The sequence below is a fragment of the Pseudomonas poae genome, assembly GCF_001439785.1.
Lineage (GTDB): Bacteria > Pseudomonadota > Gammaproteobacteria > Pseudomonadales > Pseudomonadaceae > Aquipseudomonas > Aquipseudomonas poae.
The window spans coordinates 62468-77516 of sequence record NZ_JYLI01000006.1; the positions used below are offsets into that span (position 1 = coordinate 62468).

The window sequence follows — 15049 nt, forward strand, 5'->3', positions numbered from 1 at the left end:
ACCAATCACGCGCAAACAAAAAAAGGCGTCCCCGCTAGTTAGCTAGCGAGGACGCCTTTGTCCGGGTCCCGTTCTCTCGGGAAGCTCGATCCTTCGTCGTTGAAGGGGCGGCTGTATGTGGGTTGTTGCCAAAGCTAATGCAGCGGTTGTGCCAAGTCGGCATAACCGCAGTTTTACTGGGCGTTCAACCTCACAGCCGAAGCGTTTTGCCCGTTAGTGGTGCAACAGTCCGTACAGCAGCACCAGATTGATCAGCAGCGACACCAGCGCCAACGTGCGCCACACCCTCAGCGGTTCGCGCTCCAGCAGCGGTCGCGGGCGTACGCTCAGTTCGCGGCGGTCGGCCTGCTCCAGCACCAGCAGCCATTCTTCGGCGGTTTCATAACGCTGCGCGGGTTGCGCGGCCACGGCGCGTTCAAGGCTCAGGGGCAGCCAATCCGGCAGGTCGGGGCGATAGCGGCTGGCGCTGACCGGTTGATGGAAGCGGGGACGTTGGAAGGCTTCGATTTCGCCGTAGGGATAATGTCCCGTCAGCAGGTAATACAGCGTAATGCCGACACTGTACAAATCCTGCTGAGGCGCAGGACGCTCGCCATTGAACGCTTCGGGGGCAATAAAGCTCGGCGTGCCGGGCAGTGTATTCATTGGGTCTTCGGAAAGGCCCGGGCAGTAGGCCAGGCCAAAATCCAGCACCCGCAGTTCACCGTCGTCGCCCAGCAGCAGGTTTTCCGGCTTGATATCGCGGTGCAGGATCTGCCGGCGATGCAGCAGGCCGACCGCGCGCAGCAAACGCTCGGCGATGGATTGCCATTGCGCCAGGGGCAACGGGCCTTGCTGCTTGAACAGCTCGGCGAGGGTGAGCCCTGGGTACTCGCGCATCACATAGTAAAGATGCTGACGCCCGCTGGCCGGGTGAACGTCCGGAAACGCGCGTCCGGCCACCCGGCGCAGAAACCATTCCTCCGACAGCAGCGCCTGGCCCGCATCGGTGTCATTGTCGTGGCCGCGCGGCAGGGTTTTTAGCAGCCAGGGCTGTTGCTGGGCGTCGCGCACTCGGTACAGCAACGATTGTCGGCTCTGCGCGACCAGGCTTTCCACCTTCCAGCCTTCGAACGCCTGGCCAGGCTTGAGCGGCGGCGGCAGTGGCCATTGCTGCAACTGCACCAGCGCATCGCCCAGGGTGGCGGCGCCGAGCGCGTCGATGCGCACCAGCAGCGCGCTGGCGTTGTCCTGGCTGCCGGCCAAGTGCGCGGCGCTCACCAGGGTGTTGACGGCCATGTCGAGGTTGGTTTGCTCGCGCAGGATGGCGCAGATGCTGTGTTCGCCCAGCGTGGCCCATACGCCGTCGCTGAGCAGCAGGAAACACTCGCCCGCGCGCAGTTCGCCGTCGAGAAAATCCAGCACTAGGTGTTGATCCAGGCCAAGGGCGCGCTTGAGCACATGCTGCATGCCCGGTTGCTCCCACACATGGTCTTCGCTGATGCGCTGCAGCTCGCCGTCCAGCCAGCGATACACGCGACAGTCGCCGACATGGGCGAGGGTGAAGCGCCGGCCGCGAAACACCAGGGCGCTGAGGGTGGTCAGTAACGGCTGGCCGCCGCCGTTGGCTTGCAGCCAGCGATTCTGCGCGAGCAATAACCGTTCGAGCGCCTGGGCCACGCCCCAGGTCTGCGGCGTGGCGTAGTAGTCCAGGGCCAGCGCCTGCAGGCTTGAGCGCGCGGCCAGGCCGCCGTCGGCACATTGGCTGACGCCATCGGCGAGGGCGCACAGGTAACCTTTGCTCGCAGCCAGTTCCGCGCTGGGCGTGACCACGCGCAGGGCATCCTGGTTTTCGCTGCGCGGACCCATGGCGCTGGCCTGGGCGACGCTTAGTTGCAGGCTCATCAGACGCGCGCGGCAGTCACTGCGGCCGAACCCCACGTCGTTCTCCAGCGGCGTTTCACGCCGTAGAGGCCGAACCAGGCCAGCACGCCGAGGCTGGCGAACAGCCACAGGGCCAGTTGATAACTGCCGGTGCTTTGCTTGATCGCGCCCATGCCAGCGGCGAGGGCGAAGCCGCCGATGCCGCCGGCCATGCCGATCAGGCCGGTCATTACGCCGATTTCGCTGCGAAAACGCTGGGGTACCAGTTGGAAGACCGCACCGTTGCCCGCGCCCAGTCCGAGCATGGTGCACACGAACAGTGCCAGGGCGGCGTAGGAACTTGGCAGGTTGAAACCCACCGCCGCGATGCACACCGCCGCCACGCTGTACATGCCCAGCAGCGTGCGGATGCCGCCGAAACGGTCCGCCAGGGCGCCGCCCAACGGGCGCATCAGGCTGCCGCCGAACACGCAGGCGGCGGTGTAGTAGCCGGCGGTCACCGGGCTCAGGCCGTACTGGTCGTTGAAGTAGCCGGGCAGGGCGCTGGCCAGGCCGATGAAACCGCCGAAGGTCACGCTGTAGAAAAACATGAACCACCAGCTGTCACGGTCGCCCAGCGCCTTGAAATAGTCGGCCATGGCTTTGGCTTTCGGGCGTTGCGGAGCATTGCGTGCCAGCCAGGCGAACACGATCAGCGTGAGGACCAACGGAATCAGCGCAAAACCGAAGACATTGCTCCAGCCAAAGGCGGCGGCCAGCACCGGGGCCAGCAACGCGGCGAACACCGTGCCGGAGTTGCCTGCCCCGGCGATGCCCATGGCCTTGCCCTGATGCTCAGCGGGGTACCACTGCGAGGCCAGGGGCAGGGCGACGGCAAAGGATGCGCCGGCCATGCCGAGGAACAAGCCCAGCAGCAGGGCTTGCTCATAACTATGAATACCCAGTTTCCACGCGCCGAACAACGCAACGATCACGATCACCTGGCCAATCAGCCCAGCGGTCTTGGGCGACAACTTGTCGGCCAGCATGCCCATCAGAAAGCGCAGCACCGCGCCCGCCAGGATCGGCGTTGCCACTACCAGGCCACGTTGCTGGGTGGTCAGGTGCAGGTCGGCGGCAATCTGCACGGCCAGCGGGCCCAGCAGATACCAGACCATGAAACTCAGGTCGAAATACAGGAACGCGGCAAACAGGGTCGGGGTGTGCCCGGATTTCCAGAAGCTTGATTTCATCACGCACCTCAACGGTAGGGGGGCTTGTCAGAAGGCCAAAACGAAAAAAAACGCCGCCATCGGGTTTGCGAAAGCAAACCGGATGTGCGACGTCTTTGTCGTGGAAGGGCAACCGCCGTTGGCTACCTGTGATGAATGCAGGGCAAGTCCTGTGCCAACACTAAACTTTGTGAAGAACGAGCCCCCGTGGCGAGCGGGCTTGCCCCGCGTTGGGGTGCGAAGCGCCCCCAATCCTGCAAAACACGGTGAACCTGATACGGCTCAGCGCCTGGTTTTGGGGCTGCTGCGCAGCCCAACGCAGGACAAGCCTGCTCGCCACAGGGAATCTGCGCTTAACTGAACGGCATGAGGGCAAGCCCGCTCGCCACAGTCAGCCCAGCAGCTCACTCATGGCAATAATCTGCTCGGCCACCTGGATCAGTTTCTGCTGGCGGCTCATGGCCTGGCGGCGCATCAGGGTGTAGGCCTCTTCCTCGTTGCAGTTTTTCATTTTCATCAGCATGCCCTTGGCCAGTTCAATGCGCTTGCGCTCGGCCAATTGCTGGTCGCGGGCCTGCAACTGGGCGCGCAGGGCCTGGTCGCTTTCGAAGCGGGCCATGGCCACGTCGAGGATCGGTTGCAGGCGCTGGGCCTGGATGCCTTCAACTATATAGGCGCTGACGCCGGACTTGATCGCCTGGCGCATCACATTCGGGTCGTGCTCATCGGTGAACATCACAATCGGTCGCGGCTGGTCGCGCGTCACCAGCACCACTTGCTCCATCACATCGCGCCCGGCTGACTCGGTATCGATCAGGATCACGTCCGGGCGCACCGTTTCGACGCGGGCGGGCAGGTCGATGGTCAGGCCGGACTCATCGATGACCTCGAAGCCGGCCTCGACCAGCGCCGCCTTGAGCCGCCCGACCTTGCGCGGGGTGTCGTTGATCAACAGGATTCGCAGCATGGGTGGCCTCCTGTCAGCGCTGAGCCTGGCGGTTGGGGTGATCCGCCAGGGCGTGCAGGCGGAAGCTGCGGGCGTAGGCGGCGGGGTCGGAGCCGTCCCAGATTTTGCCGTCGATCAACTGGCTGCTGCGCATGTCCTGGCGGCTTGCCGGCACGTCAACGGCGGCGGCGGCCTGGCGATAAAGGTTCAGTTGCTGCACCTGGCGGGCAACCTGAAGGTAGTCCGGGTCTTCACGCAGCAGACCCCAGCGGCGGAACTGGGTCATGAACCACATGCCGTCGCACAGGTACGGCAGGTTGACCTCGCCCTTGGCGAAAAAGCGCAGCGCATGGGGATCCTGCCACTGGTTGCCCAGGCCGTCGTCATAATGGCCGAGCAGGCGAGGCTCGATGCAGTCGAGCGGGGCGTCGAGGTACTCGCGGGCGCTGAGCAGCTGCGCGGTGGAACGGCGGTTTTCCTGGCTCTGCTCGATAAAACGGCTGGCTTCGAGCACCGCCATCACCAGCACGCGCGCGGTGTTGGGGTATTGGTCGACGAACGCCTGGGTGCAGCCCAGCACTTTTTCCGGGTGGTTCGGCCAGATCGTCTGGCTGGTCGCCAGGGTGAAGCCCTGATTGTGCTTCACCGCGCTGGCGGCCCAGGGTTCGCCGGCACAGAAACCGTCAATGCGCCCTGCCTGCAGGTGCGCAACCATCTGCGGCGGCGGCACCACCACGCTGTCGACATCCTGCAAGGGGTGAATGCCCTGGCTTGCGAGCCAGTAATACAGCCACATGGCGTGGGTGCCGGTGGGAAATGTCTGGGCGAAGGTCAGTTTTGTACGGCTTTGGTGCACGTGGCGGTCCAGCGCCTCAGGAGTGGTCACCCCCTGTGCCTGCAGACCGTGAGACAGATTGATGCTCTGGCCGTTCTGGTTCAGGCCCATCAGCACCGCCATGTCGGTGGGCGCCACGCCGCCGATGCCCAGGTGCACCGCGTAGATCAGCCCATACAGGCTGTGGGCGGCATCCAGTTCACCGCTGACCAGCTTGTCGCGCAGGTTGGCCCAGGATGACTGGCGCTTGAGGTTCAGGGTCAAGCCGTAGGGTTGGGCAAAGCCCTGAGTGGCCGCCACCACCAGCGAGGCGCAATCGCTCAAGGCCATGAATCCGAGGTCGAGGCTGCTCTTTTCCGGGGCGTCACTGCCATGGACCCAGGCCAATGGATCGCTGGTCGGGCCGCTGCCTGCCGAATCGTTCATCAATGCCGCCTTTTCAATCAAAAAACCAGTGAGCAAGGCTTAGCAAGGCACATGCCACGGCCTCGCGGGCGCGGCAGGCCGTCAGGTTTTCATCAAGATTGAAACCCGGCCGGCTTTCAGTATGGCCGCCTCTTGCGAGGAACATCCAAAGTGACGATCGATTCCCCTGTCATGACCCGCTCGCGCTGGTTGCTGTGCCTGGCCGTGCTGTGGGCAAGCACGTTCGCCTCGGCCGAGGCATATCGGGCGCAGGATGAAAGCCTGCATACCGTCTTTACCGCGTTGTCAGTGCCCTTGGGGTTGCCCGTGGTGGTCAGCCGCGATGTCTCGCGCACGCGCGTTTCCGGCGTGTTCGACCTGAAGGCGGCGCAGCACACCCTGCAGGCCCTGGCCGAGCAGCATGGCCTGATCTGGTACAGCGACGGCCAGGTGCTGCGTGTGTATGACGCCAGCGAGGCGAAAAGCTCTGCGGTGACGTTGCGGCATGTCTCGGTCGACCGGCTGCGCGAGTTCATGCGCCGCTCGGGGTTGGATGAATCACGCTTTCCCCTGCGCGAGAGCGCCGGGCGCACCTTTTATGTGTCCGGCCCGCCCAACTACGTGGATCAGGTGCTGCACCTGGCGCAACTGATGGATCGCCAGCGCACCCAGTTGCCGGTGGGCGATCAGGCGTTTGGCGTGGTGCAGGTGTTCAATACCCATGTGGCCGATCGCCAATACGCCCTGGGCGATGAGCAGGTCAATGTTCCCGGCATGGCCTCGATGATCGAGACCGTGCTGGCTGCCGAGCGTGAGCAAGGTGCGCGTGGTCCGCTGGCTGACAAGCGCCTGCTGGTGATTGCTTATCCTGACTCCAACAGCCTGCTGATCAAGGGCAAGCCGGCTCAGGTCAAGGTGATCGAGGAGCTGGTGACGCAACTCGACACGCCCAGGCGACCGATTGAAGTGACGTTGTGGCAGATCGACGTGGACCGTAATGAACTGGAAAAGCTGAAGACGTCCTGGTCCGGGGAGAGTGACGACGCGCCCTCAGTGACACAGGTGCTGACCCCTCTGGACGACAACCGTCTGATGACGCAACTGGCTGCGCTGGAACGTCGTCGCAAGGCCAGAGTGGTGGCGTTTCCGGTGATCCTTACCCAGGAAAACGTTCCGGCAGTGTTCCATGAAGCCCACACGTTTTACCTGCCCAAATCCGCGCAAGACGATGCCCAGTGGCAACCGGTGCGCTATCGCACCGAAGCCAGTGTGCTGCCGCGTTTTGCCGATGCGAGCCAGATCGAGATGCAACTGAGCCTGGAGGATGGGCGGCCCATGGCCGGCAAGCTCAAGGCAGGTTCGGCTGGGGCGGTGGGCCGCATTGCGATCAGCACGGTGGTGCGTGTGCCCCAGGGCCGGCGCCTGTGGCTTGGGGCTTTTCGCCGTGATGACGAGGGCGCGCGCCGCGCGCGCGGCGCCCAGGTGCGGCTGTTTGTGATCCAGGCGCGCGCGGTGGGCGGCGAGCCGAAGCTGCTGGCAGGCGCCGTGGGGCCGCCGCCACTGACCGGGGCCCAATACGAGCGGGTGCAACGTGCCTTCAACCGCGCAAGCCCTGAGTCCGCTGAGTGACCTTCGTATGGCGAAAAGTCCCACGTAGCGACTATCGAAATCCTCAGGCGCATAAGTCGTTTCCTAGCTCGGTTCGGTGGTCAGGTTTTTATAGTCCTGCCGTTGCCGTATCGGTTGATTCAGGAAGCCAGAAATTCAATGTCAGTAGATCAATACCGAGGTGTCCATGGCCATCGCAAATGATGAGCTGACAGCCTCATGGGTATTTGCCGGGTGGACCTTGCATGGTTATGGCCGCTTGACCGGGCAGAATGTGGACCTTCAATTGCCGCCCAAAGAGTGGCATGTGCTGCGGTTGCTGCTGGCATCCGGTGGTGCGTTGATGACCAAGGACCATTTGCTGGAGTCGGCCTGGCCCCGTAGAGAGGTGTCCGAGGAGTCGCTCACCCGCTGCATTTATGCGCTGCGCAAACACCTGAAGGCCGACAAGGGCTTTATCAAGACGATTTATGGCAAGGGCTATCGCTTTACTTGCCCTGTGAACGTCCAGCACAGAGCGCTGTTGGAGGGGACGCGCGAGCAGCGTCTCTGCTCGGCCTGTGGTCAGGTGCAGCATGATTAAGCGCCTGGCCAGCAGCGCCGTGTTGAGTGCGGTGCTGGTCAGCAGCCGAGCCTTGGCCGATTGCTGGGAAGACGTGGCCGGTCGCTACGATATTGAACCGGAACTGCTGCAGGCCATCGCGGCGGTGGAGTCGGGATACCGCGCGAACGCGATGAACAACGCGAACAGCGACGGCAGCCGCGATATCGGCTTGATGCAGATCAACAGCGTGCACCTGCCACGCTTGCTCAAACAGGGCATTACCGAAGAGCGGCTGCTGAGCGAACCCTGTCTGTCGGTGGAAGTGGGCGCATCGATCCTCGCCGGGTTTATCCAGCGGTTCGGTTACAACTGGACGGCCGTGGGTTCCTACAACGCGGGAGCAGGGGCGGGGCCGCAGCGTGATGCATTGCGCGAGCAATATGCGCAAAAAATCTGGGCCCGGTATGAGGCGCTGGTTGCGCTGCGTCACTGACGATCAGGCGGCATGCCTCGCGCCAGGGTGGTCACCCCGGCTATAATCGCGCCACCTTTCGCCGCCATCCGAGTCTAGCCCGCCCATGTATAACCTGGCCCGCCAGCTGTTGTTCAAACTCTCCCCGGAAACCTCCCACGATCTGTCCCTGGACCTGATCGGTGCCGGCGGCCGCCTGGGGCTCAATGGCCTGGTCTGCAAGGCGCCGGCGAAAATGCCGGTGTCGGTGATGGGGCTCGAGTTTCCCAACCCGGTCGGGCTGGCCGCCGGCCTGGATAAGAACGGCGCCGCCATCGACGGTTTTGCACAGTTGGGTTTCGGCTTTGTCGAAATCGGCACCGTGACGCCACGGCCGCAACCGGGTAATCCCAAGCCACGCATCTTCCGCCTGCCGGAAGCCGAGGCGATCATCAACCGCATGGGCTTTAACAACCTGGGCGTCGACCACCTGCTGTCGCGGGTCCAGGCGGCGAAGTACAAGGGCATCCTGGGCATCAATATCGGCAAGAACTTCGACACCCCGGTCGAGCGCGCAGTGGATGACTACCTGATCTGCCTGGACAAGGTCTACGCCCACGCCAGCTACGTCACCGTCAACGTCAGCTCGCCCAACACGCCGGGCCTGCGCAGCCTGCAGTTCGGCGACTCGCTCAAACAGTTGCTCGAAGCCCTGCGCCAGCGCCAGGAAGACCTGGCCGTGCGGCATGGCAAGCGCGTGCCGCTGGCGATCAAGATTGCCCCGGACATGAGCGACGCGGAGACGATCCTGGTAGCCCAGGCCCTGGTGGATTCGGGGATGGATGCGGTGATTGCGACCAACACCACCCTGAGCCGCGCAGGTGTCGAAGGTCTGGCCCATGGTGATGAGGCGGGCGGGCTCTCGGGCGCACCGGTTCGCGATCAGAGCACCCACATCGTCAAGGTGCTGGCGGCTGAACTTGCCGGGCGCTTGCCCATCATCGCCGTGGGCGGCATTACCGAAGGCAAGCACGCCGCCGAGAAAATAGCGGCCGGCGCAAGCCTGGTGCAGCTGTACTCCGGCTTTATCTACAAGGGACCGGCGCTGATCCGCGAATCGGTGGATGCCATCGTGGCGAGCGGGCTTGCCCCAGTGCCGTTCAGTTAAGCGAACGCGATGCCCAAAGTAACCAAGATCAAATGTGGGAGCGGGCTTGCCCGCGAAGGCGTCGGCCCAGCAAACATTGAGGTCGACTGACCCACCGCTCCCACAGGGAATCTGCGCTTAACTGACTGGCATTAGGGCTTGCCCCGCTTTGGGGTGCGAAGCGCCGCCCCCAAGCCAGCAAACCGCGGTGTACCTGATACGGCTCAGCGCCGGGTTTTGGGGCTGCTGCGCAGCCCAACGCAGGGCAAGCCTGCTCGCCACAGGGAATCACGCTTAACTGAGCGGGCAAGGGTTAACCCACAATAAGCGCTAGCCTCAATGGGTTTTGCCATCCAATAAAAAGGGCTCCATAAGGAGCCCCTGGGCCGAAGCCCGCCGCCTGGGTAAGGCGTGCGTGGTTAAGTCGTTACATAGTCAAAGGTGGTATGTCGGAATTAGATGCCTTGATTAGCCGACGGCGTGAAGTTCGTTGAGTCTGTGGATGCCCGCAGTGCCAGTCATACCGTCCCAGTTGTCGCCACGTCCTTCTCGCCAGCCGTTGATCCAGGCTTGGCGTACCGACGGTAGAGTAAATGGGCAAAGCTCACGGGATTTGCCATGAACGCCATATTGATATCCGCGTAAAAATGCTCTTTCCAACGGATCACGCTTGAGTCTTCTCATAGGGTGTTTCCCTCACTGGTTGACTGTCTAGATATCCTTCGGCCTCGTCTGGGGCCGGGCAGAGTGTTCTGCCGTTGGTGGGCTCGCTGCCGGCGTGGCGAGCCTGTGTGTCGGCGTCGTTACGGCGCCAACCTGTGTTGAGTTCTAACCAATAGGTCACATGGATTCAATGATCGTTTTGTCATAAGCACGTAACGTTTTGGATGCTATAGCCATAAGCTGGGATGGCTTTTCGCCCCTTTTTATCGGCAAAGCCAGCTATGATGTGCCCCGCGATGGCCATGGGTTCAATCCCTTGGTGAGAATGCCCGCCCGTTGCAGTCGGTTATTATTCGACGAAGGGTCGGAATATTTCTTTTTGTTGCCTAACATTATTGATCTGCCTCTGTATTCAGGGCCCACGGGTCCTATCGCCGGGGTGGAACGGCACATTCGTGCCACGCGAGCACTCTTCAAGAAAAGTGCTTGATTGAAAACCGAACCGGCGATGCGTTGCCCGTTCATTTATTGCTGAAAAGCCTGGAATGCCCCATGTCGGACCGTTTTGAACTCTTCCTCACTTGCCCCAAAGGCCTCGAAGGCCTGCTGATCGAGGAAGCCGTCGGGCTTGGCCTTGAGGACGCCCGCGAGCACACCTCGGCCGTGCGCGGCATGGCCGACATGGAGACCGCCTACCGCTTGTGCCTCTGGTCGCGTCTGGCCAACCGCGTGCTGCTGGTGCTCAAGCGCTTCCCGATGAAGGACGCCGAAGACCTCTATCACGGCGTGCTGGACATCGAGTGGGCCGAGCACATGGTCCCCGACGGCACCCTTGCCGTTGAATTCAGCGGCCATGGTTCGGGCATCGACAACACCCACTTCGGCGCGCTGAAGGTCAAGGATGCGATTGTCGACAAACTGCGCACCCCCACCGGCGAACGACCGTCCATCGACAAAATCAACCCGGACCTGCGCATCCACCTGCGCCTGGACCGTGGCGAAGCCATCCTCTCCCTCGACCTGTCCGGCCACAGCCTGCACCAGCGCGGTTACCGCCTGCAGCAGGGCGCCGCGCCGCTGAAGGAAAACCTTGCGGCCGCAATCCTGATCCGTGCCGGCTGGCCGCGCATTGCCGCTGAAGGCGGCGCGCTGACTGACCCGATGTGCGGCGTGGGCACCTTTCTGGTCGAAGGCGCAATGATCGCCGCCGACATGGCGCCCAACCTCAACCGCGAACTGTGGGGCTTCACCACCTGGCTCGGCCACGTGCCGGCGCTGTGGAAGAAGCTTCACGCCGAAGCGTCGGAACGCGCCGCCATCGGCATGAACAAACCGCCGCTGTGGGTGCGTGGCTACGAAGCCGACCCGCGCCTGATCCAGCCCGCGCGCAACAACATCGAACGCGCAGGTCTGAGCCACTGGATCAAGGTGTACCAGGGCGAAGTCGGCACCTTCGAGCCGCGTCCGGACCAGAACCAGAAAGGCCTGGTCATCTGCAACCCGCCCTACGGCGAGCGTCTGGGTGACGAAGCCAGCCTGTTGTACCTTTACCAGAACCTCGGCGAGCGTCTGCGTCAGGCCTGCATGGGCTGGGAAGCGGCGGTGTTTACCGGCGCGCCGGACCTTGGCAAGCGCATGGGCATCCGCAGCCACAAACAGTATTCGTTCTGGAACGGCGCATTGCCGTGCAAGCTGCTGCTGATCAAGGTCAACCCGGATCAGTTCGTCACCGGCGAGCGTCGCACCCCCGAACAGCGCCAGGCCGAACGCGAGCAGGCCGCTTACGACCAGGCCCCGCTCGAGCCGCAGGAGCGCCAGTACAACAAGAACGGCAACCCGATCAAACCGGCGCCAGCGCCGGTCGTCGAGCAGGCACGCTTGAGCGAAGGCGGGCAGATGTTTGCCAACCGCCTGCAGAAAAACCTCAAGCTGCTGGGCAAGTGGGCCAAGCGTGAAGGCGTGGATTGCTACCGCGTGTACGACGCCGATATGCCGGAATACTCCATGGCCATCGACCTGTACCACGATTGGGTCCATGTGCAGGAATACGCCGCGCCCAAGTCCATCGACCCGGAAAAAGCCTCGGCGCGCATGTTCGATGCCTTGGCCGCGATTCCCCAGGCGCTCAACATCGACAAGAGCCGCGTGGTGGTCAAGCGTCGCGAGCGCCAGAGCGGCACCAAGCAGTACGAGCGCCAAAGCGCCCAGGGCAAATTCACCGAGGTCAGCGAAGGCGGCGTGAAGCTGCTGGTCAACCTCACCGACTACCTGGACACCGGCCTGTTCCTCGACCACCGGCCGATGCGCATGCGCATCCAGAAGGAAGCGGCCGGCAAGCGCTTTCTCAATCTGTACTGCTACACCGCCACTGCCAGCGTGCACGCCGCCAAAGGTGGCGCGCGCAGCACCACCAGCGTCGACCTGTCCAAGACCTACCTGGACTGGGCGCGTCGCAACTTCTCGCTCAACGGCTTCTCCGACAAGAACCGCCTGGAGCAGGGCGATGTGATGGCGTGGCTGGAGGCGAGCCGCGATGAGTTCGACCTGATCTTCATCGACCCGCCGACCTTCTCCAACTCCAAACGCATGGAAGGCATCTTCGACGTACAGCGCGACCACGTGCAGTTGCTCGACCTGGCCATGGCGCGTCTGGCGCCGGGCGGCGTGCTGTATTTCTCGAACAACTTCCGCAAGTTCGTGCTCGAGGACAACCTCAGCGAGCGCTACGCCGTCGAGGAAATCAGCGACAAGACCCTCGACCCGGATTTTGCGCGCAACGCCAAGATCCACCGCGCCTGGAAAATCACCGCGCGTTGATCGATGCGTGTCCACTGCAGGCGCGAGTTTACTTGCTCCTGCAGTGGTTTGAGGCTGGTCAAACCCCGGGCCTATGGCTATAACTAAGGCCTGGCCAACGTGACATCCCCGCACGTTGGCGTCTTGAGTGTTGTCCATGCCGTTGCAAGCCGTCCGCCCAAAAATACTAGGCTTTATCAGTGAGCAGGCCTCCGCCTGGATGGTGGCGTCGGTGGTATTCCTGGCAGGGGTTGCCTTGACCATCGTGGTTGCGTGGGCAGCGCGCGAACTCAATCAGCAGCAAGTGCGCCAACGCTTCCAATTGTTGGTCGGCGAGCGCTTCAGCCGCCTGCAGGAACGCTTCGAAGACCAGGAGCAACGCCTGGGTAGCCTGCAACGTTTCTTCATCAATTCCCAGGACGTCACCCGCGCAGAGTTCGACGGCTTCGCCCAGCCCTTGCTGCTGCACGCGCGCGCCTATGCGTGGGCGCCCCGCGTATTGCACGAACAGCGCAGCCGGTTTGAGCAGGACATGTCTCGCGCGCACGGTACGCCATTTGCCATCCGTGAACTCAATGCGGTCGGCGAACTGGCCCCGGCGGCCGAGCGTGATGAATACGTGCCGGTGCTGTACAGCCAGACCCAGAGCCTGTTCGGCTCGCCACTGGGGTTCGACCTGCTGGCCCAGCCCATGCGGCGCTCTACCCTTGAGCGGGCGCAGAAGAGCGGCAAGCTGGCGGTGTCCCAACCCATCCAACTGGTCGGCGTGGAGCCGGCCTACGCGCCGGGAGTGCTGCTGGTTGCGCCGGTCGCTTCCCCGGCAGGGGAGCCGTTCGGTTTCGTGATGGCTGCGATCAGCATGCGCCAGTTGGTGGCCGACGGCCTGCCCAGGCCCGACCGCGATAACCTGGTGACGCAGATCGTCGACACCTCCGACCTGCAGCAACGCATGCTGTATGAGTCAGGCAACACGCCAAGCGACGGCGACCTTAGCGTGACTCGGCGCCTGACCCTGGGCGACCATGTCTACGCCCTGACCTTGCGTCCCAGTCAGGTGTTTGACCGGTCCAGCCGCTCCTCGATGGCCAGCATTTTGAGTATGGGCGGGCTGCTCAGCCTGCTGGTTGCAGCCTTGCTCTACGTGCTGGTCAGCCAGCGTCAGCGTGCGCTCAAACTGGTGGAGCAGCGCACCGTGCAACTGCGCGTGCGCGAGCAGGAACTGCGCGGCGCCCATAGCCAGCTGCGCAGCGTGCTGAATGCCGCCACTCAAGTCGCCATCATCGCCACCGACCTGCGCGGCGTGATCACTACCTTCAACGCCGGTGCTGAACAGATGCTTGGGTTCAAGGCCGCCGAAGTGGTTGGGCGCGCCACCCTCGAAAGCCTGCACCTGGCGTCGGAGCTGGAAGCCAGCGCCGCGAGCGTGAGCCTGTTGCTGGGCAAGCGTATCCCGCCGGGCCAGGCCATGCTGGTGCAGAGCCCGGACAGCCTGCACGAGGCGCGCGAATGGACCCTGGTCCGCGAAGATGGCAGCCAGTTGATCGTGAATATGCTCGGCACTGCATTGCTCGATGACCATGGCCTGTGGGTGGGGCATCTGGCGATCTACCTCGACGTGACCGAGCAAAAGCGCGCCTACGAGGCTCTGGCTGCACGGGATCGCCTGCTGAAAAAACTCAGCGCCCACGTACCCGGCGGGATTTTCCAGTTCACCCTCAAGCGCCGGGGCGACTGGCGCTTCATCTATGCCAGCGATGGCATGCGCGATATCTATGAAATCGAGGTAGGGGTGTTGCAGCACGACGCGGAAAAGGTCTTCGAGCGTATCCACCCGTTGGACGTCGAGCGCATACGCGCCTCGATTCGCTCGTCGGCCGTGCAGTTGAGCCATTGGCGCGAAGAGTATCGTGTGATCTTGCCGCAGCGCGGGTTGCGCTGGATTCGTGGCGAGGCCACACCGGAAGAATTACCCGGAGGCGGCACGCTGTGGCACGGTTATGTGTCGGATATTTCCGATCTCAAACGGGTAGAAGAAGAACTGCGTGCGTTGTCCATCACCGATTCCCTGACCGGCATCCACAACCGTCGCTACTTCCAGGACCGCCTCAAGTCCGAGATGGTGCGCGTCAGACGCACGTCAGGGGCGTTGTCGGTGATCATGCTCGATATCGACCACTTCAAGCGCATCAATGATCGCTATGGGCACGGGGTGGGCGACGGCGTGCTGCAGGAGCTGTGCAAGCGCATCGGCCAGCGCCTGCGCCGCACCGATGTGTTCTGCCGCTTGGGGGGCGAAGAGTTCATGGTGTTGTGCCCCGGTACCGACGGCCAACAGGCCTACAGCCTGGCGATGGAGCTGTGGGAATCATTGCGCAGCGTACCGATGGATACCGTGGGTACGGTGACCGCCAGTTTTGGGGTGGCCAGTTGGCGTGTCGATGAGGGCATCGACGGGTTGCTGCTGCGCGCCGATTCGGCGGTGTACCTGGCCAAACAGGCAGGCCGTGACCGTGTCACGCCGGAAAAACTACCGGCCTGAAGGCAGACACAAAAACCAAGGTGGGAGGGAGCAAGCCCCCT

11 protein-coding genes are annotated in these 15049 nt (G+C 63.1%); 6 read left to right on the plus strand and 5 right to left on the minus strand.

Features of this window, described 5'->3' with window-relative positions; genetic code table 11:
* Positions 1-213: 213 nt before the first annotated feature.
* The 4 genes from TU75_RS09240 to TU75_RS09255 all read right to left on the minus strand — a co-directional run bounded on the left by TU75_RS09240 (position 214) and on the right by TU75_RS09255 (position 5281).
* The gene (locus TU75_RS09240; RefSeq protein WP_060548833.1) at positions 214-1884 is read right to left on the minus strand and encodes a bifunctional protein-serine/threonine kinase/phosphatase; all 1671 of its coding nucleotides are present in this window, start codon (positions 1882-1884) and stop codon (positions 214-216) included.
* On the minus strand, positions 1884-3095 hold the full coding sequence (locus TU75_RS09245) for a nitrate/nitrite transporter (protein WP_003230331.1): 1212 nt from the start codon (positions 3093-3095) through the stop codon (positions 1884-1886). The genes TU75_RS09240 and TU75_RS09245 overlap by 1 nt, the downstream gene beginning before the upstream one ends.
* Before the next feature lie 370 nt (positions 3096-3465).
* Positions 3466-4041 carry an ANTAR domain-containing response regulator gene (locus TU75_RS09250; protein WP_003230332.1) on the minus strand — a complete coding sequence of 192 codons (576 nt, stop codon included), beginning with the start codon at positions 4039-4041 and terminating at the stop codon, positions 3466-3468.
* A 13-nt stretch (positions 4042-4054) separates the two neighbouring features.
* Entirely contained in the window at positions 4055-5281 is a 1227-nt protein-coding gene (locus TU75_RS09255; RefSeq protein ID WP_060548752.1) for a CmpA/NrtA family ABC transporter substrate-binding protein, read from the minus strand.
* Positions 5282-5431: 150 nt separating this feature from the next.
* Between TU75_RS09255 and sctC the strand changes: the two genes are divergently transcribed.
* From sctC to TU75_RS09275, 4 genes are all read left to right on the plus strand, one after another.
* Positions 5432-6889 (plus strand): type III secretion system outer membrane ring subunit SctC, encoded by a 1458-nt coding sequence (gene sctC, locus TU75_RS09260; protein ID WP_060548753.1) that lies wholly within the window; start codon positions 5432-5434, stop codon positions 6887-6889.
* Between the two features lie 166 nt (positions 6890-7055).
* On the plus strand, positions 7056-7451 hold the full coding sequence (locus tag TU75_RS09265; RefSeq protein ID WP_003230338.1) for a winged helix-turn-helix domain-containing protein: 396 nt from the start codon (positions 7056-7058) through the stop codon (positions 7449-7451).
* Positions 7444-7905, plus strand: coding sequence for a transglycosylase SLT domain-containing protein (locus tag TU75_RS09270; protein WP_060548754.1), 462 nt, complete (start codon positions 7444-7446; stop codon positions 7903-7905). The genes TU75_RS09265 and TU75_RS09270 overlap by 8 nt, the downstream gene beginning before the upstream one ends.
* 85 nt (positions 7906-7990) lie before the next feature.
* Entirely contained in the window at positions 7991-9031 is a 1041-nt protein-coding gene (locus tag TU75_RS09275) for a quinone-dependent dihydroorotate dehydrogenase (RefSeq protein WP_060548755.1), read from the plus strand.
* Between the two features lie 447 nt (positions 9032-9478).
* Here TU75_RS09275 and rmf read toward each other — a convergent pair whose 3' ends face one another.
* Positions 9479-9694, minus strand: a complete 216-nt coding sequence (gene rmf, locus TU75_RS26370) for a ribosome modulation factor (RefSeq protein WP_002553055.1) — start codon at positions 9692-9694, stop codon at positions 9479-9481.
* A 531-nt stretch (positions 9695-10225) separates the two neighbouring features.
* On the opposite strand from rmf, the gene rlmKL reads away from it, so the two are divergent.
* Both rlmKL and TU75_RS09285 read left to right on the plus strand, forming a co-directional pair.
* Entirely contained in the window at positions 10226-12490 is a 2265-nt protein-coding gene (gene rlmKL, locus TU75_RS09280) for a bifunctional 23S rRNA (guanine(2069)-N(7))-methyltransferase RlmK/23S rRNA (guanine(2445)-N(2))-methyltransferase RlmL (RefSeq protein ID WP_015372674.1), read from the plus strand.
* A gap of 136 nt (positions 12491-12626) precedes the next feature.
* Complete coding sequence (locus tag TU75_RS09285) at positions 12627-15008, plus strand: sensor domain-containing diguanylate cyclase (RefSeq protein ID WP_060548756.1); 2382 nt, start codon at positions 12627-12629, stop codon at positions 15006-15008.
* Positions 15009-15049: the final 41 nt, after the last annotated feature.

What these genes read in the sequence shown, in the direction of transcription:
- TU75_RS09275 (WP_060548755.1), top strand. Translation starts at nt 7,991, where the DNA reads ATGTATAACCTGGCCCGCCAGCTGTTGTTCAAACTCTCCCCGGAAACC.
- rmf (WP_002553055.1), bottom strand. Translation starts at nt 9,694, where the DNA reads ATGAGAAGACTCAAGCGTGATCCGTTGGAAAGAGCATTTTTACGCGGA.
- TU75_RS09270 (WP_060548754.1), top strand. Translation starts at nt 7,444, where the DNA reads ATGATTAAGCGCCTGGCCAGCAGCGCCGTGTTGAGTGCGGTGCTGGTC.
- TU75_RS09285 (WP_060548756.1), top strand. Translation starts at nt 12,627, where the DNA reads ATGCCGTTGCAAGCCGTCCGCCCAAAAATACTAGGCTTTATCAGTGAG.
- TU75_RS09255 (WP_060548752.1), bottom strand. Translation starts at nt 5,281, where the DNA reads ATGAACGATTCGGCAGGCAGCGGCCCGACCAGCGATCCATTGGCCTGG.
- TU75_RS09245 (WP_003230331.1), bottom strand. Translation starts at nt 3,095, where the DNA reads ATGAAATCAAGCTTCTGGAAATCCGGGCACACCCCGACCCTGTTTGCC.
- TU75_RS09250 (WP_003230332.1), bottom strand. Translation starts at nt 4,041, where the DNA reads ATGCTGCGAATCCTGTTGATCAACGACACCCCGCGCAAGGTCGGGCGG.
- TU75_RS09240 (WP_060548833.1), bottom strand. Translation starts at nt 1,884, where the DNA reads ATGAGCCTGCAACTAAGCGTCGCCCAGGCCAGCGCCATGGGTCCGCGC.
- TU75_RS09265 (WP_003230338.1), top strand. Translation starts at nt 7,056, where the DNA reads ATGGCCATCGCAAATGATGAGCTGACAGCCTCATGGGTATTTGCCGGG.
- rlmKL (WP_015372674.1), top strand. Translation starts at nt 10,226, where the DNA reads ATGTCGGACCGTTTTGAACTCTTCCTCACTTGCCCCAAAGGCCTCGAA.